The organism is Nocardia stercoris (genome assembly GCF_003696265.1).
In the GTDB taxonomy this organism is placed as follows: domain Bacteria; phylum Actinomycetota; class Actinomycetes; order Mycobacteriales; family Mycobacteriaceae; genus Nocardia; species Nocardia stercoris.
The window spans coordinates 1-19,514 of record NZ_RFFH01000027.1 but is presented as its reverse complement, the minus strand read 5'-3'; the positions used below and the strand labels follow the sequence as shown (position 1 = coordinate 19,514).

At 69.4% G+C, this 19,514-nt stretch carries 15 protein-coding genes and 1 pseudogene; 8 read left to right on the top strand and 8 right to left on the bottom strand.

The window, feature by feature from the left end:
- Window positions 1-24: 24 nt before the first annotated feature.
- The 6 genes from EBN03_RS32015 to EBN03_RS31990 all read left to right on the top strand — a co-directional run bounded on the left by EBN03_RS32015 (window position 25) and on the right by EBN03_RS31990 (window position 9,884).
- Window positions 25-3,039, top strand: a complete 3,015-nt coding sequence (locus tag EBN03_RS32015; protein WP_122191917.1) for a bifunctional [glutamine synthetase] adenylyltransferase/[glutamine synthetase]-adenylyl-L-tyrosine phosphorylase — start codon at window positions 25-27, stop codon at window positions 3,037-3,039.
- A 148-nt stretch (window positions 3,040-3,187) separates the two neighbouring features.
- Entirely contained in the window at window positions 3,188-4,855 is a 1,668-nt protein-coding gene (locus tag EBN03_RS32010; protein ID WP_122191916.1) for a hypothetical protein, read from the top strand.
- A 250-nt stretch (window positions 4,856-5,105) separates the two neighbouring features.
- Window positions 5,106-6,482, top strand: a complete 1,377-nt coding sequence (locus EBN03_RS32005; RefSeq protein ID WP_122191915.1) for a bifunctional lysylphosphatidylglycerol flippase/synthetase MprF — start codon at window positions 5,106-5,108, stop codon at window positions 6,480-6,482.
- 213 nt (window positions 6,483-6,695) lie between these two features.
- Window positions 6,696-7,076 (top strand): hypothetical protein, encoded by a 381-nt coding sequence (locus EBN03_RS32000; protein WP_199743063.1) that lies wholly within the window; start codon window positions 6,696-6,698, stop codon window positions 7,074-7,076.
- A 252-nt stretch (window positions 7,077-7,328) separates the two neighbouring features.
- On the top strand, window positions 7,329-8,789 hold the full coding sequence (locus EBN03_RS31995) for a neutral zinc metallopeptidase (RefSeq protein ID WP_122191914.1): 1,461 nt from the start codon (window positions 7,329-7,331) through the stop codon (window positions 8,787-8,789).
- A 114-nt stretch (window positions 8,790-8,903) separates the two neighbouring features.
- A complete protein-coding gene (locus EBN03_RS31990; protein WP_233608784.1) occupies window positions 8,904-9,884 on the top strand; it encodes a DMT family transporter in 981 nt (326 codons plus the stop codon).
- An 18-nt stretch (window positions 9,885-9,902) separates the two neighbouring features.
- Here EBN03_RS31990 and EBN03_RS35380 read toward each other — a convergent pair whose 3' ends face one another.
- From EBN03_RS35380 to EBN03_RS31965, 5 genes are all read right to left on the bottom strand, one after another.
- The gene (locus EBN03_RS35380; RefSeq protein ID WP_233608783.1) at window positions 9,903-11,144 is read right to left on the bottom strand and encodes a glycosyltransferase; all 1,242 of its coding nucleotides are present in this window, start codon (window positions 11,142-11,144) and stop codon (window positions 9,903-9,905) included.
- Window positions 11,144-11,854 carry a DUF2334 domain-containing protein gene (locus tag EBN03_RS31980; RefSeq protein WP_233608782.1) on the bottom strand — a complete coding sequence of 237 codons (711 nt, stop codon included), beginning with the start codon at window positions 11,852-11,854 and terminating at the stop codon, window positions 11,144-11,146. Before EBN03_RS31980 ends, EBN03_RS35380 begins: the two co-directional genes overlap by 1 nt.
- 116 nt (window positions 11,855-11,970) lie before the next feature.
- Complete coding sequence (locus EBN03_RS31975) at window positions 11,971-12,429, bottom strand: 6,7-dimethyl-8-ribityllumazine synthase (RefSeq protein ID WP_122191912.1); 459 nt, start codon at window positions 12,427-12,429, stop codon at window positions 11,971-11,973.
- 9 nt (window positions 12,430-12,438) lie between these two features.
- Window positions 12,439-13,329, bottom strand: a complete 891-nt coding sequence (locus tag EBN03_RS31970; protein ID WP_122191911.1) for an alpha/beta hydrolase — start codon at window positions 13,327-13,329, stop codon at window positions 12,439-12,441.
- A gap of 47 nt (window positions 13,330-13,376) precedes the next feature.
- Entirely contained in the window at window positions 13,377-14,723 is a 1,347-nt protein-coding gene (locus tag EBN03_RS31965; RefSeq protein WP_122191910.1) for a M20/M25/M40 family metallo-hydrolase, read from the bottom strand.
- 147 nt (window positions 14,724-14,870) lie between these two features.
- Here EBN03_RS31965 and EBN03_RS31960 point away from each other — a divergent pair, with 147 nt between their 5' ends.
- On the top strand, window positions 14,871-15,050 hold the full coding sequence (locus EBN03_RS31960; protein WP_122191909.1) for a hypothetical protein: 180 nt from the start codon (window positions 14,871-14,873) through the stop codon (window positions 15,048-15,050).
- Window positions 15,051-15,299: 249 nt separating this feature from the next.
- Here the strand turns inward: EBN03_RS31960 and EBN03_RS31955 are convergent, their stop codons facing one another.
- Entirely contained in the window at window positions 15,300-16,451 is a 1,152-nt protein-coding gene (locus EBN03_RS31955; RefSeq protein WP_122191908.1) for a histidine decarboxylase, read from the bottom strand.
- A gap of 301 nt (window positions 16,452-16,752) precedes the next feature.
- Here EBN03_RS31955 and EBN03_RS31950 point away from each other — a divergent pair, with 301 nt between their 5' ends.
- Window positions 16,753-17,178 (top strand): hypothetical protein, encoded by a 426-nt coding sequence (locus tag EBN03_RS31950; RefSeq protein WP_233608780.1) that lies wholly within the window; start codon window positions 16,753-16,755, stop codon window positions 17,176-17,178.
- Between the two features lie 138 nt (window positions 17,179-17,316).
- Here EBN03_RS31950 and glnA read toward each other — a convergent pair whose 3' ends face one another.
- Window positions 17,317-18,753 (bottom strand): type I glutamate--ammonia ligase, encoded by a 1,437-nt coding sequence (glnA, locus tag EBN03_RS31945; protein WP_122191907.1) that lies wholly within the window; start codon window positions 18,751-18,753, stop codon window positions 17,317-17,319.
- A gap of 420 nt (window positions 18,754-19,173) precedes the next feature.
- Window positions 19,174-19,514: pseudogene (locus EBN03_RS34760) on the bottom strand (hypothetical protein); the annotation flags it as partial.

The following is a 19,514-nucleotide window of genomic DNA, read 5'->3' as shown; positions in this document are numbered from 1 at the left end:
GGCGGCGCGTTGTAGGTTGGTTTCATGACGAGGCCTCCGACCGCGCGACCGGTCGTTCCCGGTGTCGGCCGGCTCGGATTGCTCGAACCTACGGCGCCTGCCGCGCTGCGGGAGTTCGGCTGGGACAATCCGGACAGTATTCCGCTGTTGTGGGCGCTGTCCCGCGCGCCCGAGGCCGATCTGGCGTTGCAGACGCTGATGCGGATGCGCGAGCGGCTGGGTGACGGCTGGGCCGAACTGGATTCGGCGCTGCGGTCCGGAACCGCGTTGCGCGCCAGACTGTTCGCGCTCGTCGGGTCCTCCAGTACCTTCGGCGACCATCTGGCCGCCGACCCCGCGGCATGGAAAGTGCTGCTGCGCCCGGAACTTCCGACCGCGGCCGAGGTGACTGCCGACCTGCTCGACGCGGTCGCGGCGGTGCCCGAGCCCGGCCCCGACGGCGCGCCGTCGTATCACCGGGCGGGGATCGCCGGTCCCGAGGTGATCGCGTTGCTGCGCAAGCGGTATCGCGATCAGCTCATGCTGCTGGCTGCGCTGGACGTGGCGCCCACCGTCGAGAACGAGCCGGTGCTGCCCTATGTCACAGTGGGCCGCCATCTTTCGGACCTGGCCGACGCGGCGCTCACCGCCGCGCTGGCCGTGGCGGTGGCCCGGGTGTGCGCGAACAAGCCGGTGCCGTCGCGGCTGACCGTCGTCGCCATGGGCAAATGCGGTGCGCGCGAACTGAACTACGTCTCCGACGTGGACGTGATCTTCGTGGCCGAACCGGCGGACACCACCGCGACCCGGCTCGCCGCGGAGATGATGTCGGTGGCCAGCGGCGCCTGCTTCGAGGTGGACGCCGCCCTGCGGCCCGAGGGCAAGGCGGGTGCGCTGGTGCGCACCCTGGATTCCCATGTGGCGTACTACAAGCGGTGGGCGCGCACCTGGGAGTTCCAGGCGCTGTTGAAGATGCGGCCCGTCGCGGGGGACGCGGCGCTCGGCGAGGACTACCGTGCCGCGCTCATGCCCATGGTCTGGAACGCTTCGCAGCGGCCGGATTTCGTGCCCGACGTGCAGGCGATGCGGCGGCGGGTGGAGGACCTGGTGCCCGCCGAACTCCGCGACCGGGAACTGAAACTCGGGCACGGCGGCCTGCGTGACGTCGAATTCGCCGTTCAGCTTCTGCAATTGGTGCACGGCAAGGGTGACGAGGCGCTGCACGTGCCGGGCACGGTGGAGGCGCTGACCGCGTTGGCCGCCGGCGGATACGTGGGCCGCGACGACGCCGCGGACCTCACCGACTCCTACGAGTTCCTGCGCCTGCTCGAACACCGGTTGCAGTTGCAGCGGCTGCACCGCACCCACACCCTGCCCGCGCCCGACGACGAGGAGGCCCGCCGCTGGCTCGGCCGGGCCGCACACCTGCGGCCCGACGGCCGGCTCGACGTAGCCGGAGTACTGGACCGCGAGATCAAACGGCATGCCGCGCGGGTGCGCCGGCTGCACGCCAAACTGTTCTACCGGCCGCTGCTGGAATCGGTGGCGCGCATCGGTTCCGACTCGCTGCGCCTGAGCCCGGAGTCCGCGGCCCGGCAGCTGGCGGCCCTGGGCTACGCGGCACCGGAGAACGCGCTCGGCCACCTGCGGGCCCTGATCGGCGAGGTCGGCCGCAAGGGGCGGATCCAGGCCCTGCTGCTGCCCACCCTGCTGGAATGGCTGGGCGACACCCCCAACCCGGACGCCGGCCTGCTAGCCTACCGGCGGGTCTCCGAGGCGCTCGACCAGCAGATCTGGTTCCTGCGCGAACTTCGCGACGAGGGTGCCGTCGCGCAGCGGCTGATGATCGTGCTCGGCTCGTCGGCCTACCTGCCGGACCTGCTGATGAACGCGCCCGAGACGATCCGGATGTACGCCGACGGCCCTAACGGCCCGCTGCTGCTGGCCCCCCAGCCCGCCGACGTGCGCACCGGCCTGCTCGCCGGTGCCGGTCGCTACGACGACCCGCGCCGCGCGGTCGCCACCGCCCGCTCGCTGCGCCGCCACGAACTGGCCCGGGTCGCCTCGGCCGACGTGCTCGGCATGCTCGACGTGCCGCAGGTGTGCGAGGCACTGTCCTCGGTGTGGGTGGCGGTGCTGGAGGCGTCGCTGCAGGCCGTGATCCGGGCGAGCGAGGCCGAACGCGGTGCGCCCGCGCCCGCCGACATCGCGGTCATCGGGATGGGCCGGCTGGGCGGTTGGGAACTCGGCTACGGCTCGGACGCCGACGTGCTGTTCGTGTGCGATCCCCGGCCGGGGGTCGAGGAGTCGGTCGCGGTGCGGTGGTCGATCTCGATCGCCGAGCAGGTGCAGCGGCTGCTGGGCGCGCCGAGCACCGATCCGCCGCTGCAGGTCGACGCCGGGCTGCGGCCGGAGGGCCGCCGTGGACCGCTGGTGCGCACGCTGGCGGCCTACCGGGCCTACTACCAGCAGTGGGCGCAGCCCTGGGAGATCCAGGCGCTGCTGCGCGCCCATCAGGTGGCCGGCGACCAGGAGCTGGGGCTGCGCTTCCTGCACGTGATCGATCCGGTGCGCTACCCCGAGGGCGGGATGTCCGCGGAAGCCGTACGCGAGATCCGCCGCATCAAGGCGCGGGTGGACAGTGAACGGCTGCCGCGCGGCGCCGATCCGGCCACGCACACCAAGCTCGGGCGCGGTGGCCTGGCGGATATCGAGTGGACCGTCCAGCTGATGCAGTTGCAGCACGCGCACCGATATCCGCAGCTGCACAACACGTCCACGCTGCAGACCCTCGACGCGATCGAGGAGGTCGGCCTGCTCGAGCCCGACGACGTCGCGCTGCTGCGGGACGCGTGGCTGACCGCGACCCGGGCGCGCAACGCGCTGGTTCTGGTGCGGGGCAAGCCCTCCGATCAGTTGCCGGCGCCGGGCCCGCTGCTGGCGGCGGTGGCGAAGGTGGCGGGCTGGCAGACCGAGGACGCCAGCGAGTTCCTGGACAACTATCTGCGGGTGACGCGGCGCGCGAAAGCCGTGGTGGACCGGGTGTTCGGGGGCGCGTGAGCCCGATTCGCGTGTGGGCGTGACGGTTCCGAACGTTCCCAATGATGGGGACCCGGGATGATAACCGGAATGAAGCAGTCCGCACCCTCGATGACACGAGGACGCCAGTGGGCGCACATTCTCACCTCGCATTCGGTTCGCCTGTCCCATGTTCGCGACTGAGGAGCTGTCCAGAACCGGCCGCGAACTGTTCCTGCGGCTGAACCACACTTTCGGGGATCTCTCCCGCGGGGTGTCCACTGCCGAACGGTCGACCGTCCGCGCCATCGTGGATTCGGCCTACGACGCCATGCGGGCCGACGCGGAGGGCCCGCTGCACCTGGCGGTGAACCCGGTCGAACGGCGCCGCGGACAGCTGCGTCCGCCGAAAGGCCGACCGCCCACCTACCAGAAGCCCGACCGGGTGCGGCGGCGCCGTTTCAACCAGGAGGTGCGGGCGGCGCGCGAACTCGACAACTGGCAACAGATGTCCGAGCGGCTCTATCAGCCGTTGCTGCGCGACAACGTCACCGGCTTCTACGACGGGCGGCTCGACCATTTCAAGATGTCGGAAATCGAACGCGCGCAGGAGTTCGTCCGGGAGTCCGAGACGACCGCCTACTGGGCCGCCGGCGACATCGCCAATCTCGGCGGTCTCAATGCCCGCTTCAGTAACCGGGCGGACGCGGCCAACGTCCACTTCAAGGGGCTGACCGACATCTTTCACGACACGTTCCGCGAGGCCGGTGGCACCGTCGTCCCGATGCGGACCGGTGGCGACGAGATCGGCGCCGTGGTCGTCGGTCTCGACGAGCGGCAGATGGCCGCCGCCACGGCGAAGATGCGGGAGCGGACCGCCGACTACGCGCGTACCCACGGGCTCACCGACATCGAACACCCCAAGCACCCCGGTGAACCCGAGCACTTCGGCGTGGGACTTCACACCGGTTACGCTGAAATCGTCCCGGGCGTGGCCGCGAAGGACACGCTCACCGACGCCGAGGCCGGAATCAACTGGGACAAACTCAGGAGGAATCATGTCGCAGGAGAGCCGGGACCAGCGTCTGGGGCTCACGGGCCTGACGCCGGAACAGCGCATACAGCGACTCGAGGAGATGCGGCGGGACTACGCCACGGCGGTGGCGGAAGCGAAAGCGAAATTGCGGGCCGAGCAGGAAGCGGAAGCCCCGGGCGAACCGAGCTGAGCGAATACCCGTCACCGGACACGTTGCATCGGCAGCAATGGGACGACAAGGTCCGGCAGGCCTGGGACATGCCCGATTGGCACGCTCAGGCCGACCATCTGTTCACCCCGTATCCGAAGGACGGCGTGACGGACTACTACGACGGACGACTGTCCGATTTCAAGGTGTCTGAGCTCAAACGGGCGCAGAACTACCTGAATCGGTATGGCGCGACCGGTCATTGGGTCTCCGGTGACATCGCCAATCTCGGGGGTCTCAACGCCTTCTACGAGGATCGGTCGGAATTCGCGAACGTCCACTTCAAGGGGTTGACCGATATCCTGCACTCGACGCTCGCCGAGGCCGGTGGGGCCGTGGTGCCGCTGCGGACCGGCGGGGACGAGGTCGGCGCGGTAGTGATCGGGCTCAGCAACGAGCGGATGGCCGCGGCCATGCAGTCGGTGCGGGAACAGGCCGGCGCGTACGCGGAAGAGCACGGCCTGACCGGGATCGAACATCCCAAACACCCTGGCGACCCGGCCTACTTCGGCGTGGGGCTGCACACCGGCTATGCCGAGATCGTCCCGGGGATCGATGTGCGGGAGACGCTGCGGGCCGCGGACCTCGGGATGGACCTGAGCAAGGCAGGCTGACGGTGCTCGGACACTGTAAGAACAAGATCGATCGATCGGGAACAAAGCGGTTGGGACCGAGGTTGCAGCCGTAGATGTGCAGTGTGCCGCGGGGTACGACACGGTCCGGCAACAGCCGGTTAACGTGGCCGGTCCGCCTCGCCATACTGGTAGTAGCGAATCCGAATCATCGGGAACGACCATGATGCCGTGGACCGTCCAGGGGAGTCCGGCGCCAGCGCCGGGGACGTCGCGCGGCCTGGAGGTATAGATGGCCGAGACGAGAACCGCCGCCGCCGCCGGCGCGCGAACCTATCGGGACGTGGCGCTGAATCCGACGCGGGCGGTCCGATTGCCACTGATCGCCGGTCTGCTGCTGGTCGGGCTGATCCTGATCTACGCGGCCAACCGCGGTGAGCGGGAAGGACTGGACCGGGGCTGGTTCGTGGCGTTGTCGCTGGCCGGGCTGTTCGCGGCGCGCGGCCTGCACCTGCGGCGCCCGATCACACTCCCGCACTTCGCCGTCGCGCTGATCACGCTCGGGGTCTCCGAGATCGCCTATCGGGCCACACATCCCGGTGTGGGGTTCGCGTGCCTGGCCGCCACCGGAGCGATCCTGATGCTGCCGGTGGGCTCGCGTCCACAACCGGAACTGCGCGCCCGGGTCGCGGCGCTGGTGGACCGGTCCACGGCGGACCCGTTGGCGCCGTTCGCGTTCCATTCGGCCAAGAGCTACTTCTTCGGCAGTGCCGGCACCGCCGCGCTCGGCTACCGGACCAGGTTCGGGATCGCGGTCGTCGCCGGCGACCCGATCGGTGACCGGGCCGCGTTCCCGGCCGTGATCGCCGAGTTCTCCGAGTTCGCCGCTGACCACGGCTGGCGGGTCGCGGTCCTGGGCGCGAGTCCCGAGGCCGCCGAACTGTGGCGCACCCGCGCCGCCGAACAGCCGGGCCTGCACCCGATCCCGATCGGCCGCGACGTCGTCATCGACGTGCCGCACTTCGCCATGACCGGGCGGCACTTCCGCAATCTGCGCCAGGCCGTGAGCCGCACCCGCAACGCGGGGGTAACCACCGAGATCGTCGCCGAACGCGACCTCCCCGCCGACCTGCGCGCCACCCTGCTGTCGATCGTGGCCGAGTGGGGCCACGGCGCGCAGAACCGCGGCTTCTCGATGATCCTCGACCACCTGCTCGACGGCCGGCACCCGGGCATGCTGGTCGTGATCGCCCGCGACGCCACCGGCGAGGTGGTCGGCTTCCAGCGCTACGGCAGCTCCGGCCACGGCACCGAACTGAGCCTGGACGTCCCGTGGCGCCGCCGCGACGCCCCCAACGGCCTCGACGAACGCATGGTCGCCGACCTCGTCACCTACGGCCAGGAGCACGGCGTCCAGCGAATCTCCCTGGCCTTCGCGGCCTTCCCCGAACTGTTCGCCGACACCAGCCGCTCCCGCGTCCGCCAGGGCCTGTATCTGGCCACCCACACCCTGGACCCGCTGATCCGCCTGGAGTCCCTCTACCGATTCCTCCGCAAGTTCAACTCCTTCGCCGACCAGCGCTACGTCCTGATCCGCTGGCGCGAAGTCCTCTTCGCCGCCGCGGCCCTGCTCACCCTGGAGTTCCTGCCGCACCGCCACGAGAACTGAGCGGCGGCCGCTACGCCGCAGGTGCCGATCCGAGCATCAGGCATGGTTTCGGCAGTTGCGATCGATGCCGTTACTCAGGGGCCGGCGATCCTTGCCGCCGGTACCGGCCGGCGGTCGGATCTGGCCGGACAGCTTCGCGTGCCGATGTTCCGTTCGCGGGTTCGCGGGTATCCGCGCGATATCGCCAGTTCGAACTGGACGAAAGGCTCTGTGATGATCGAGACCTCGAAACTTGTCGGCGCCCAGCGGCGGGAAGCCGCCGAGAAGGCCCTTGACCGGCTGACCACGCCGGGAGAGCAGGTACTGCTGCGGGTGCGCTGCGGACGTGGCCACCACGTGGCGACGGTATTCGAAACGCTAGTGGGACCGGTATTCCGCTCCACCGTCGGTCCGCGCGCACACGGCGATCGGGATTTCGCCGACGCCGCCCATGGTGCCCACGGCCACGGCACCCGCTTCGCCGACCTGCTCTCCGCAGACGAGTTCACCGACGACGGGCTACCGGCCACCTGTGAATGCGGCCCGCACATACTGTCGTGCACCCTGCTGCGCCAGGCACTCGAGCGCGGGGAGCGCACCGTCCATCTGGGATGACGCCGCCCTCGGACGGAACGACAGCTACTGATCAGGCGACCGCGGTCGTGGGTTACCCGCCCGCGGCCGGATCTCCCGTGCGCCTGCGGCTTCCGTTGCGCCCGTGGGTGTTAAGCGAACCTCGAGAGTTTCGTTGGGGTGGTGCCGGAGCCTACGATGTGGACGCTCGACACCGGGGGGACCGTGGCTGATCGCTGCCGGCCTGCTCGAGTTCGGGGTGGTAGCAGTGACATTCACGGGAGTGGGAGCTTCATGCGATCGAAGCGATTGCGGGTGGCGGCGGTCGGGGCACTGATGGTGCTGGCGGCTGCCGTGGCCGGATGTGGTGGGAACAGCGGTAATTCGGCGTCGGATCTCGCGGTGCAGCAGAGCCGGGCGACCGCGAACGACTGGCCCGTGGCGGGGGCGACCGCGGCCACCACCGGGCCGAACGGGCCGCGGATCGGGGTGCCGGACGCACCGCTGAGCGCGGACAACGGCGACGGCGGGGAGATGGACCGGCTGGCGCTCAACACGCTCGCCGACCTGAAGGACTACTGGGCGGCGGAGTATGCGAAGAACTTCCCGGGCAAGTTCGCGCCCGTGTCGAAGTTCATCTCGTGGGATTCCACTGCGCCGCAAGACAAGTCGGTCACCTTCTGCCGGTCCTCCACGTATCAGGTGGTGAACGCGGCCTACTGTTCGGTCGACGACACCATCGGCTGGGACCGGGGAACCTTGTTGCCGCTGGTGGCGAACAAGTACGGGAAGATGGCCGTGGTGATGGTCCTGGCCCACGAGTACGGGCACTCGATCCAGCACATGGCCCGGCTGAACGGGTTCCTCACCCCGGGCATCGTGCTCGAACAGCAGGCGGACTGCTTCGCCGGCGTGTTCCTGCACCACGTCGCCGACAACGGTGCCGCGCACTTCACGCTCAACACCACCGACGGCCTCAACGGGGTGCTCGGTGCGACCGTGGCGGTCCGTGACCATGACCCGAACAACCCGAACAACGTGCACGGATCGGCGTTCGAGCGGGTCACCGCGGTGCAGATCGGCTGGACCGACGGGGCGGCCGGGTGCAAGACCATCAACAAGAAGGAGATCCAGCAGCGCCGCGGCGGGCTGCCGACGACCTTCGAGGACGGCGCCAAGCAGGACCAGGAACCCGTCGACGAGGGTGGACTGGAGGCGGTCAAGAAGGCGCTCAGCAAGCTGTACCCGCTGCCGGCGGGCCCGAACGTGGTCTACACCGGCATTCCCAAGAACTGCCCGAAAGACACATCCACCGAACCGGTTTCGTACTGCCCGGCGAACGACACGCTCGGCGTCGACGTCCCGGAACTGGCCAAGCGGGCCGGTAAACAGCCCGGTGATCACGACCCGCTCTCGGCAGTGGTCGACGGCAACTACAACGCCTTCCTGCCGTTCATCTCCCGCTACATGCTGGCCGTCGAGAAGAACCGCAAGCAGTCGCTGACCGGGGCAGCCACCGCCGGTCTGCGTACGGTGTGCCTCGCGGGTGTGGTGACCGACAAGCTCGCCGACAAGAACAGCAGCCCGCGCCTGGACGCCGGTGATCTCGACGCCGCCGTATCCGGCCTGCTGGCCGACGGTATCGCCGCCGGGGACGTGGACGGGAAGGTCGTACCGACCGGTTACGATCGACTGGAGGCATTCCGCACCGGAGTCCTCGACGGTGAGTCCGCCTGCCAGTCGCATTACGCGTAGGCCCGGTCCGAACGCGTAGATGCGACCAGTACGACGCGGCGGCACGGTTGCCTACCGTGCCGCCGGCCGGTGCTCCGCCGGCCCCTTGTCCACCGATGTTGCCAGGATGTGTTCATGACCGGTCCGATCGCAAGCCTCGGGCTCGGACCGATGTCCACCGGTGAAGTGCTGAGCATTCTGCTGGCGCTGGTCTCGGCCATGCTGTTCGCGGTGTGCGCGGCCCTGCAACAGAGCAGTACCCGCAAAGCCGCGCTCGCCCGCGAGGGCGACTCCCGTTTCCTCGCGGTCGCCGGCCTGGCCCGCACTCTGCTGACCAATCGGGCCTGGCTGCTGGGCCAGGGTGCCACCGTGATCGGCTTCGCGTGTCACGCCGCGGCGCTGCGGTTCGGGCCGATCGCCTTGGTGCAGTCGCTGCTGGTGGTGCAGCTGTTGTTCGCGCTGCCCATGTCGGCGCAGCGGCACCACAGCAGGGTGCTGCGCCGCGACTGGATCGGTACCGCGCTGGTCTGCGTCGGCCTGGCGTTCATGGTGGCCCAGGGTGTGCCGCACGGCGTGGTCCGGTCCGAGCGGCTGCCGTACGCGGCCGTGGTGATCGTGTGCGCGGTGGTCGTGCTGATGGTGGCGTCGCGCCTGGTGCCCTCGACTCAGCTGCGCTCGGCGCTGACGGCCATGGCGTCGGGCTGCTGCATCTCGGGCACGGCCGTGCAGACCGCGGTCGCCACGACCGCGCTCCCGCATTTCAGCTGGGCGCTGCTGGGCATCCCGATCACCACCACGGTCGGCGCGATCCTGACCCAGGAGGCGTACGCTCACGGCTCGCTGCCCACGGTCCTGACCACCATGACGATCACCGACCCGGTGCTCAGCTACGCCGCCGGCCTGACCCTGTTCACGGTGTCGGCGGCACCCAACCCGCTGTCGCTCGGCCTGACCGCCGCCCTGGTGTTCACCGGCGTCACGATCCTCGCGAACTCACCGACCCTCTACGACGACCGCAAACCCGGTGCGGGAGCGAGCGATCGGGCGTCAGACGCGGATCCCGCGGCCGAGCCGCCGGCCGCGATCAACGATTCGGCCGACCCTACCGCGGCCTGAGCCTCTCGAGGCCTCGGGTCAGCCCGCGGCCTGTGCGGTCGGCAGATACCCCGCGTACAGCTCCAGCATCCCGGTGACCGTGGCCGACCACGGGAAGCGTTCGGCGCTGAGCCGGGCCGCCCGGCGGCGTTCCACCGCGGGCACCCGCAGCAGCGCCTGCACACCGGCGGCGAGCCCGTCCGGGGTGCCGTCGCATTCGATCCCGGACCCCACCGGGCCCAGCAGTTCGCGGGCGGCGCCGTCACGCGGAACCACCACCGGGGTGCCGCAGGCCAGGGCCTCCAGCACCGCGAGGCCGAAGGTCTCCGCCGGTGACGGGCAGACCGCGACATCGGCGCGGGCCACCAGATCGGCCATCACGGCCCGATCGGTGACATGCCCGAGGAACTGCACCGGGAGCCCGGCCGCACGCTGCTGCAGGCGTTCCCGCAGCGGGCCGTCACCGATCACGGTCAGCTGGGCGGCGATCCCGGCGTGCACCAGCAGGCGCAGCGCCTCGATCGCGCGGCCGGGGTGCTTCTCCCGCGAAAGCCGGCTCACCAGCACCAGATTCACCGCAGCGCCGGACAGGTCGTCATCGGGTCCACCGGCCGGGACCGCGACGTGGCTCCGCGGCGCCTCGGCCCGCGCCGTACCGTCCGGGACCGCGCCCAGGTGCCGCGACCGGTCGGCGGCGCCGCGCAGCGCGCCGGCGGGTTCGGCGATCGGTTCCAGCGGATGGAAGATGTCCAGGTCGACCCCGAGCGGCACCCGGCGCACATTGCGGGCACCGATCCGGGTGAACTCGGCGCGCGCGAACCCGGAGGTCACCACGATGTACTCCGCGCGGGCCGACAGGCGGCGGTTCGCCAGATCGGCGGCGGTCGCCAGCGGGAACCCCGGTGGTACCCGGGTGCGCAGAATGGCGTCGATGCGCTCGTGCGAGAACAGCACCAGCGGCACCCCGTGCCGCCGCGCCCACGGCGCCAGCCAGCGCATGCTGAGCTTGTCGCTGCACTCGATGACGTCGGGCCGCAGCTGCTGCAGCAGCGGCTTGGTCCGGCGCGCGGTCAGCACGTGATAGCCGCCGGAACCGAAACGCGGGCCGCGCAACGTGATCCGCCGGCCGGACGGGGTCTGCTCGTCGGCTTCGGTGAGGCCCGGCACCACCAGCACCCGGTCGTGCCCGGCCGCCAGGTAGCCGCGGCCGATCTCGTCCACACAGGTCCGCAGGCCACCGGAAGCAGGGGTGTAGAAGTTGGCCAGCTGAACGATGCGCATCAGGCCATCACCTCGGCGTATGTCGACCCGACGGCACCGGCGGCGAGCGCGCCCTCGATCGAGCGCAGCGCCGCCTCCCGCAGGCCCGGACGGGTCAGATCGTCGGGGTGCAAAGCGATCCGCACGAAACCGCCGCGCGCGGCGGTGCGCTGCGACGCCCACTCCATCAACCGGGCCCCGGTCTTCTCCCCGGTACCGCCGGGCCGCTGCGACAGCGCGAACCCGCGCCAGCGGCGACCGCTGCGCAGGTCCTTGAGCCCGAAATGATCGGTGGTGTGCGAGAAACCGGCCTGGCACAGCGCGCGCTCGGCGGCGGGGGAGGCCAGCCAGCCGGGCGGGGTGAAACCGGTGGTGGACAAGCCCATTCGTTCCATCACGTCCATGGCGGGACGCAGCCGGGCCCGGGCGGCCTCGTGATCGAGGGCGGCGAATTCCGCGGCGCCCCGCGCCACCAGCTGAGCGACACCGCGACGCAGCAGTGTGCCCTCCTTCGGAGCCCGGTGTTCCCAGCCGTGCATCATGATCTCGTCACCCTGTGCCCGCCGCGCCTTGAGGAAGTCGGCATAGTCCGGCGCGTCCGCCAGACTACCGCCCCGCCAGGGCCCGGGAATGACCAACAACGACACGGGGATGCCGAAAGAGTCGGCGTCGGCGCACCATTGCGCCGTCGCGGCTTCGGTCGCGGGAGCGACATCATGAACACTAACCACCAAGCGTGCGGACACGCGCGCACGGTAACACCGACTGGTTGCCGTCGGCTGAACACCAGGGTGTCCTTCCCGTGTGGCGGTTGTGCTAGGGCCGGGCCTGTCCTCCCGCCGCGCGGTCACTCGACCGGCAGGGCGCGCAGCGACGCCAGGGTGGTGGCCAGCGCGCGTGCCGCTTCGGCGCCCTTGGTGGCGAAGTGTTTGGTGAAGTAGTCGACGTGCTCGCTGTGCTCGTGGAAGTGGTGCGGGGTGAGCACGACCGAGAAAACCGGAACGTCGGATTCGAGCTGGACCCGCATCAAGCCGTCGATCACCGCGCTCGCCACGAAGTCGTGCCGGTAGATGCCGCCGTCGACCACCAAGGCGGCGGCGACGACGGCGGCATACCGGCCGGTGCGGGCCAGCCGCTGCGCGTGCAGCGGGATCTCGAAGGCACCGGGGACGTCGAATACGTCGATGGTCTCGGGGGCGAAGCCGAGGTCCGCGTACTCGGCGCGGAATCCCTCGTATGCCTGGGTCACGATCGACCGGTGCCAGTTGGCACGCAGGAACGCGACGCGTTCGGCAGAGTTACGCATGTCCGGATGTTACTGGCCTGCCAGGTGATTCTCCAACCATCCCGTGAGGTCGCCGAGTACCTTCTCCTGCTCGGGTTCGTTGAAAACCTCGTGGTAGAGGCCGGGATAGCGGATGACGGTCAGGTCCTGTGACGCGGCCCACCGCTCGATGAGGTCGGCACTGGCCGGGTCGGCCATGACATCCCCCTCGCCGTGCAGCACCAGGGTCGGGACGGTCAGCTGGTCGAGTCGGCGCACCACCAGTTCGGAGGTGGCCAGCATTTCGGCGCCGGTGCGGATCGGCAGCTTGCCGCGGAACACCAGCGGGTCGGCGTCGTAGGCGGCGACGACCTCGGGGTCGCGGCTGATCTCCGCCGAATCCAGTTGCACGATACCGATATTGGGAATCAGCTTGCTCAGCATCGGGGCCAGGCGGCGTTGCAGCGCGGAGCCGCCGTGGAAGAGCAGCGGGGGCGCCGAAACCGCGATCCCGGCCACGTCGAGCGGGGCCCGGGTGGCCAGGTGCAGGGTGATGAGCGAGCCCAGGCTGTGCGCGACGAGGAAGCGTGGCACGCCCGGGTACCGGGACCCGGCCAGGTCCAGCACGGTCGCCACGTTGTCGGCCGCGCCGTCGAGGGATTCCACGTTGGCGCGGCGGCCGCCGGACTTGCCGTGCCCGATGTGGTCGGGGGCGAACACCGCGAAACCGTGCGACACCAGATGCTCGGCGACGTGGGCGTAGCGGCCGGCGTGTTCCGCGACTCCGTGCACCAGGACGACGACCGCGCGCACGGTGCCGTCCGGCAGCCAGGCCTGCCAGCTCACCCGGCCTCCGCGTCCGTCGAACTCCCCGCTGTCGGTCAGCGTTGCCACCACGTCCTCCTCGTCCTGCTCGGGCGGCCGTCCGGCCGCTGCGGTCATTGTCACCCGGGTGCGGCCGGTGCCGCCAGCCGTTGTCCCGGGGCGGTTCAGGGTTGGGCGAGGCGATCGAAGAGCAGCCGGTAGAACTCGATCAGCCGGGCGTAGTTCAGCCGGGACAGCCGCTCGTCGGTGCCGTGGATCCGGTCCAGGTCGGCGCTGTCGAGCACGATCGGCGCGAAGTTGCAGCGCGCCGCCGCCAGATCGGCGAAGAAGCGCGAGTCGGTGGCGCCGGGCACCACGCCGGTGGTGACGACGATGCCGGGCACGACCCGGCGGGCCAGGTCGGAGATCAGCTCGAACTGCGGGCCGGGTGCGGGAATGACCGAGGGCTCCGAGGTCGAGCCCGACACCGCGATGGTGATCCGGGGGTCGCGGATCACCCGGCGGCAGTGGGCCAGCACGTCGGCGACCGAATCTCCGGGCAGGATCCGGAAATTGACCAGGGCGTGGGCGCGCTGGGGGAGCACGTTCGCCTTCACGCCGCCGTGGATCACGGTCGCCGCGGTGGTGGTGCGGACCATGGCTTCGGTCTTGGGCTGCCGGGCCAGCACCCGGGCCACGAGCGAGCCCGCGACCGGCAGCAGGGTGAGCAGGCCGCGGCGGCCGGCCGAGAGCGCGGGACGCAGCCGGGTCAGCATCTCCTCGATCGGGGGGATCAGGCGCAGCGGCATGGGATTGTCCTGCAGCCGCGCCACCGCTTTCGCGATCCGCCCGACGGCGGTCTGTCGCCCGGGCATGGACGAGTGCCCGCCGGGGTCGGTGGCGTCCAGTCGTACTGTGACCCAGCCTTTTTCGCCGAGCATGACCGTTGCCACCGGCCGGACCGCGCCGTCGGCTACCCCGGAGGTGATCACGCCGCCCTCGTCGAGCAGTAGGTCGGCGTGTACTCCGTTGTCGCGCAACCGTTCCGCGATGCGGGCCGCGCCGTCGGTGCCGAACACCTCCTCGTCGTGCCCGAAGGCCAGGTAGACGGTGCGTCGCGGGCCGATCCCGGCGGCCAGGGCCGCCTCGGCGGCCTCCAGGATCGCGAGGACGCGGCTCTTGTCGTCGACGGCACCACGGCCCCAGACGAATTCGTCGTCGACGACTCCGGCGAACGGCGGATGGGTCCAGCGCGCTTCGTCGTCGACGGGTACGACGTCCTGGTGTGCCAGCAGGATCGCCGCGGTACCGGGTTCCGTTCCGGCCCAACGGTAGAGCCGGCTGTGCCCGAAGGTCTCCAGTTCCAGGTGCCGGTGCACGAGGGGGAAGCTGGTGCGCAGATGTTCGGCGAGCCGGTCGAATTCGGCTGCGGCGACGGGGCCCGCCTCGGTCGACACGGTCACGCAGCGTAGTGCCGCGGCGAGGCGCTCGGCGGTCTCGTCGTCGATCGGGGACACGGTCACCGGAGCCATTGTTCACCATCGTCACCCGGGTCCGCGGGGAACATGACCGGTTCGATGCCGCACAGCGGGGTTCTCGCAATATTCACGCTAATTTGACTGTTGTTCACCTAAAATTGGTGGACAATGACTTCTGTAGCCCGATCGAGGAGGTTCGCCATGTTCGACACCCACGCCGTCCGTGTCCAGTGTGAGCAGACCGCGACCGCGTTCCGCAGCATGCTGAACCGCGCCGTGGCCCGGCACCGCCTCACCGCGGAGGAACGCGCCAACCTCGCCGCCGGCCGCCCCCACGCGGCCATCTACAGTGCGTCGCTGGGCTACCACGCGACCCACTGACCCCGAAAACTCGAGGGTCCGGCCGCATTCGGCCGGACCCTTGCCCGTCTGCGCACCCATCCCGCCGACGTTATCGCGCAGGTAGCCCCACCGGCAGCCCCCAAAAGCAGGGGCGCCCACCGTGGTTCGACGGAGGGTCACAGCGTGTCCGACTCGAGCAACTGCGACCGGTGCGAGATCACCCTTCGCTCAGGCCGATTCGCTCACCGCTGTCGCGCCTGCCCGCAGTGGTCGGCCAATGCGGGCAGGTCATCGCAGACTCCGCAGCACATCACGGTGCAGCTCGTCGATGACCTGGGCGGTCACGTGTGGCACGGTGACGATGTGGGCACGAGTTCCCTCCGTGGCGAGGTGATACTTGCGGCAGATCCACTCGGCCGGCCGATCGAAGACCACGATGATCGACGACGGATGCAGTATCGGATGCATTCCGGCGTCGGCCAGCTTCTTGGCGGTGTACTCGGCCATGTCGAGGGCCCTGCGGGCATTGTTCGCCAGGCCCGTCCTGCCCTTTGTCGCCAGCGCATACCAGAGCAGCGTGCTGGCCAGTCCGCTCCGGGAGCAGGCCAGGGTGGAATCGGTGGCTCCGACGTACTCACCCTCCACACGGGAGTCGACCAACTCCGCCCGGCACATCGCGAGCGCGCACGGCACCGGCATGCCCAGCCCCTTGTGCATGCTGATCGCGACGCTGCCGACTTCGGGCCGGGCGAAACCCCACGACTCCCGTTCGGGAGTGAACGGCACGATCAGCCCGCCCAGGGCCGCATCGACATGGACATACACGCGGCCGGCCGGTGCGGCGGCCGCGGTGATCGCATCGACATCGTCGATCGCCCCGGTCATTGTCGTGCCGACGGTGGCGACGACTACTGCACCCCGCCCCGGATGATCGCGGCATTCGCGGGCGAGTGCATCGGTGTCTATCCGGCCCCGGTCGTCGCATCCGACGACCACCAGCTCCTTGCGCATCAGCCGGGCGCTCTTGCGGATGCAGTAGTGCGCTCCCGCGCTGCAGTAGATCCTGGCCTCGGGCAGTAGCGTGCAGCCGCGGTCCAGCCCGAATTGATCGGCCTCGCTTCCGCCACTCGCCACGTATCCATAAACGTCCCGCGGGTCGGCGTTGGCGAGTTCGGCCATGAAATCGACCACGGCACGTTCCATGGGTTTGGCACTGATATCCGACTTTTCGCCGCTGTCCGGGTCGCCGACGTTGTTCACGAGAATGTCGAGCAGACCTGCCAGGTTGCTGAAGCTGAAGTCGAGATTGCCGGGGAACCCGAGGACGTAGGGTCTCTCTGCTCGCATTTCCGCGATGAAGTCGTCGATTCTCCCGAGCGGATCCCCTACGGGCTGCGGAGCTGGATGGATCCGGTACTGGTCGAACGGTGCCGTTCTCATGCCCGGTACCAGGGCTGCTGATTCAGGGGGATCGCCGAGAATGGCAGGCGGACGCGGTTACCCATGGTTAACGCATGCGGGGGCAGAGGTATGCACGGACGGCCTTACATTTGGAGCCACGTTGGCAGTCAGAAGGTACGTCCGACGTCGCGGCGACTCAACCGACGCGCCTCCTCATTGCTGAGAAGAAGCTCGGTGTCGACTCGCGCGACTTCCCTTGTCTGGGAATCCAATCCGGTCGTGGTGGATGTCACACTTGCCGCAGCCTCCGCTGACAGGTGGCCCGCCGCGAGGAGATCAGATGCGTACCCTTCGAACCTTGACTCGATTCGGCCTCGCGGCCGTCGCGGTGCTCACAGCCTCGCTGGCGGCGGCCGGTCCGGCCGAAGCCAGTACGGCCTGGGGTGCGGCGAGCGTGTGCGGCTCGGGCTACTGGCCCCTCGATCAGCACAGCCTGGGCATCTCGACTGTGTACCTGGCCTACAACGGCAGCACCGATTGCGTGGTGAACTGGCTGGATACGGCGCACGAGGGCCAGCGGACATTCCTCGGGGCCGACGTCGAGACCGCCGCGCTGCGGCAGGACGACTACGACTTCTACTACCACTACGCGGGCCCGGTCCGGCTGAACGCTCCCGGCCAGTGCATCTATTGGGGTGGCATGGTCGGCACCGACGCGAACCACCTCTCCGGCAACTGGCAGTCCGGCGCCTCGCACTGCAACTGACGTCAGCGCCATGGCCGAGCAATGGATTTTCGTCCGGCTGGGTCCAGTGCGGGCTGATTCGTAGGGCAGACCGGTGAAAAGGGCGGAGCCCCCAGCTGATTCGGCTGAGGGCTCCGGGAATGCTTGCGGCAGTACGACTTAGACGTCGTAGTACAGCGAGAACTCGTACGGGTGCGGGCGCAGGTTGATCGGGGCGATCTCCTGCTCGCGCTTGATCGAGATCCAGGTCTCGATCAGGTCCGGGGTGAACACGCCGCCCTCGGTGAGGTAGTCGTGGTCGGCCTCGAGGCGGTCGATGACCGAGGCCAGCGAGGTCGGGGCCTGCTGGATGTTCTTGGCCTCCTCGGGCGGCAGCTCGTAGAGGTCCTTGTCGACCGGAGCGGCCGGCTCGATCTTCTTCTTGATGCCGTCCAGGCCGGCCATCAGCATGGCGGAGAAGGCCAGGTAGGGGTTACCCGAGGAGTCGGGGGCACGGAACTCGATGCGCTTGGCCTTCGGGTTCGAGCCGGTCACCGGGATACGCACGGCCGCGGAGCGGTTCCGCTGCGAGTACACCAGGTTGATCGGGGCCTCGTAGCCCGGCACCAGACGGTGGTAGGAGTTCACGGTCGGGTTGGTGAACGCCAGCAGCGACGGGGCGTGGTGCAGGATACCGCCGATGTACCAGCGGGCCAGGTCGGACAGGCCACCGTAGCCGGCCTCGTCGTGGAACAGCGGCACGCCGTCCTTCCACAGCGACTGGTGCACGTGCATGCCCGAGCCGTTGTCACCGAAGAGCGGCTTCGGCATGAAGGTGACCGACTTGCCCTCGGCCCACGCGGTGTTCTTGATGATGTACTTGAACAGCTGCAGGTCGTCCGCGGCGGACAGCAGCGTGTTGAAGCGGTAGTTGATCTCGGCCTGACCGGCGGTGCCGACCTCGTGGTGGCCGCGCTCCAGCTCGAAGCCCGCGTTCTGCAGGTTGGTCGACATCTTGTCGCGCAGGTCGACGTAGTGGTCGTACGGCGCGACCGGGAAGTAGCCACCCTTCGGGCGGACCTTGTAACCACGGTTCGGGGTGCCGTCGGCGTTGAACTCGACGCCGGTGTTCCAGGAGCCCGAGATCGAGTCGACCTCGTAGAAGGCGCCGTTCATCTGCGAGTCGTAGCGCACCGAGTCGAAGATGTAGAACTCGGCCTCGGGGCCGAAGTACGCGGTGTCGGCGATACCGGTCGAGCGCAGGTACTCCTCCGCCTTGCGGGCGATGTTGCGCGGGTCGCGGGAGTACGCCTCACGGGTGAACGGGTCGTGGACGAAGAAGTTCAGGTTCAGCGTCTTGGCGGCGCGGAAGGGGTCGATCCGCGCGGTGCTGAAGTCGGGGAGCAGGAGCATGTCCGACTCGTCGATCGACTGGAAGCCGCGGACCGAGGAACCGTCGAAGGCGAGGCCTTCCTCGGCGAGGTCGGCGGTGAAAGCCTTCGCCGGGATCGAGAAGTGCTGCTGCACACCGGGGAGGTCGGTGAAGCGTACGTCGACGTACTCGAGCTCCTCCTCCTTGATGTACTTGATGACCTCATCGGCCGTGCTGAACGCCACTTAGTACTCCTTACGGATCGGTTCCCAGCCAATGCCGACTGCTGGGCGCTTCCGCCGAACCTAGGTTCGCGGTGTTTCCCGGCAATCAAGGCTGTGTTTCGCCAGTGTTACAAACGCAGGTCTACCGGCTGCAAGCCGGGGTCCCGCGTTCGTCCCTGGTCAGGGTAGCTCAGGCCCGAACGGCCGCCTGTTGTGCCCTCACCGCATTCCTGCAGCGCTTTCGGCATGTTCACCGGTGTGGGCGACCGGGTTTCGGGGGCGGCGCCCACGGATGTGTCGGGGCCGTGGGAGGCGGGCGAGTTTCTTCTCACAAGGCAACGAAAAAGCCCCTCCCGGTCGGGAGGGGCTTTTCGGCGCGCACCGGAATCGGCGGTGCGGCACTCTGCCGTACCGCCGATTCCGGAAGTGCCGAATTCGGGATCAGGCCCCGAACGCGCCCAGCAGGCCCTGCAGGACGGTGCCGAGGGCGCTGCCGCTCGCGCTGCCGGTGCCGTCGCCGCCCGGTGCGGTGGTGGTCGTCGAACCGGGGGTGGTGGTCGACCCCGGAGTGGTGGTCGTGCCCGGGGTGGTGGTGACCGGCGTAGTGGTGGTCGGCGGAACCGTGGTGGTCGGCGGGACGGTTGTGGTGGTCGGCGGCGGCGGCGTGGTGGTGGTGGGGGCGGCGGTTGCGGTGAAGCAGACGTTCAGGGCGGGGGAGTTGCTGACGCCGACGGTGCCGCTGACGCTGATGCCGCCGGAGGTGACCGGGCCGGCGGGCTCGT

Excerpts from the sequence above, each read along its gene's own strand:
- EBN03_RS32010 (WP_122191916.1), top strand. The coding sequence starts at position 3,188 with ATGTTCGCGACTGAGGAGCTGTCCAGAACCGGCCGCGAACTGTTCCTG.
- EBN03_RS31975 (WP_122191912.1), bottom strand. The coding sequence starts at position 12,429 with ATGCGTAACTCTGCCGAACGCGTCGCGTTCCTGCGTGCCAACTGGCAC.
- EBN03_RS31965 (WP_122191910.1), bottom strand. The coding sequence starts at position 14,723 with ATGGCTCCGGTGACCGTGTCCCCGATCGACGACGAGACCGCCGAGCGC.
- EBN03_RS31990 (WP_233608784.1), top strand. The coding sequence starts at position 8,904 with ATGACCGGTCCGATCGCAAGCCTCGGGCTCGGACCGATGTCCACCGGT.
- EBN03_RS32015 (WP_122191917.1), top strand. The coding sequence starts at position 25 with ATGACGAGGCCTCCGACCGCGCGACCGGTCGTTCCCGGTGTCGGCCGG.
- EBN03_RS32005 (WP_122191915.1), top strand. The coding sequence starts at position 5,106 with ATGGCCGAGACGAGAACCGCCGCCGCCGCCGGCGCGCGAACCTATCGG.
- EBN03_RS31970 (WP_122191911.1), bottom strand. The coding sequence starts at position 13,329 with ATGACCGCAGCGGCCGGACGGCCGCCCGAGCAGGACGAGGAGGACGTG.
- EBN03_RS32000 (WP_199743063.1), top strand. The coding sequence starts at position 6,696 with ATGATCGAGACCTCGAAACTTGTCGGCGCCCAGCGGCGGGAAGCCGCC.
- EBN03_RS31995 (WP_122191914.1), top strand. The coding sequence starts at position 7,329 with ATGCGATCGAAGCGATTGCGGGTGGCGGCGGTCGGGGCACTGATGGTG.
- EBN03_RS31960 (WP_122191909.1), top strand. The coding sequence starts at position 14,871 with ATGTTCGACACCCACGCCGTCCGTGTCCAGTGTGAGCAGACCGCGACC.
- EBN03_RS35380 (WP_233608783.1), bottom strand. The coding sequence starts at position 11,144 with ATGCGCATCGTTCAGCTGGCCAACTTCTACACCCCTGCTTCCGGTGGC.
- EBN03_RS31955 (WP_122191908.1), bottom strand. The coding sequence starts at position 16,451 with ATGAGAACGGCACCGTTCGACCAGTACCGGATCCATCCAGCTCCGCAG.
- EBN03_RS31950 (WP_233608780.1), top strand. The coding sequence starts at position 16,753 with ATGCGTACCCTTCGAACCTTGACTCGATTCGGCCTCGCGGCCGTCGCG.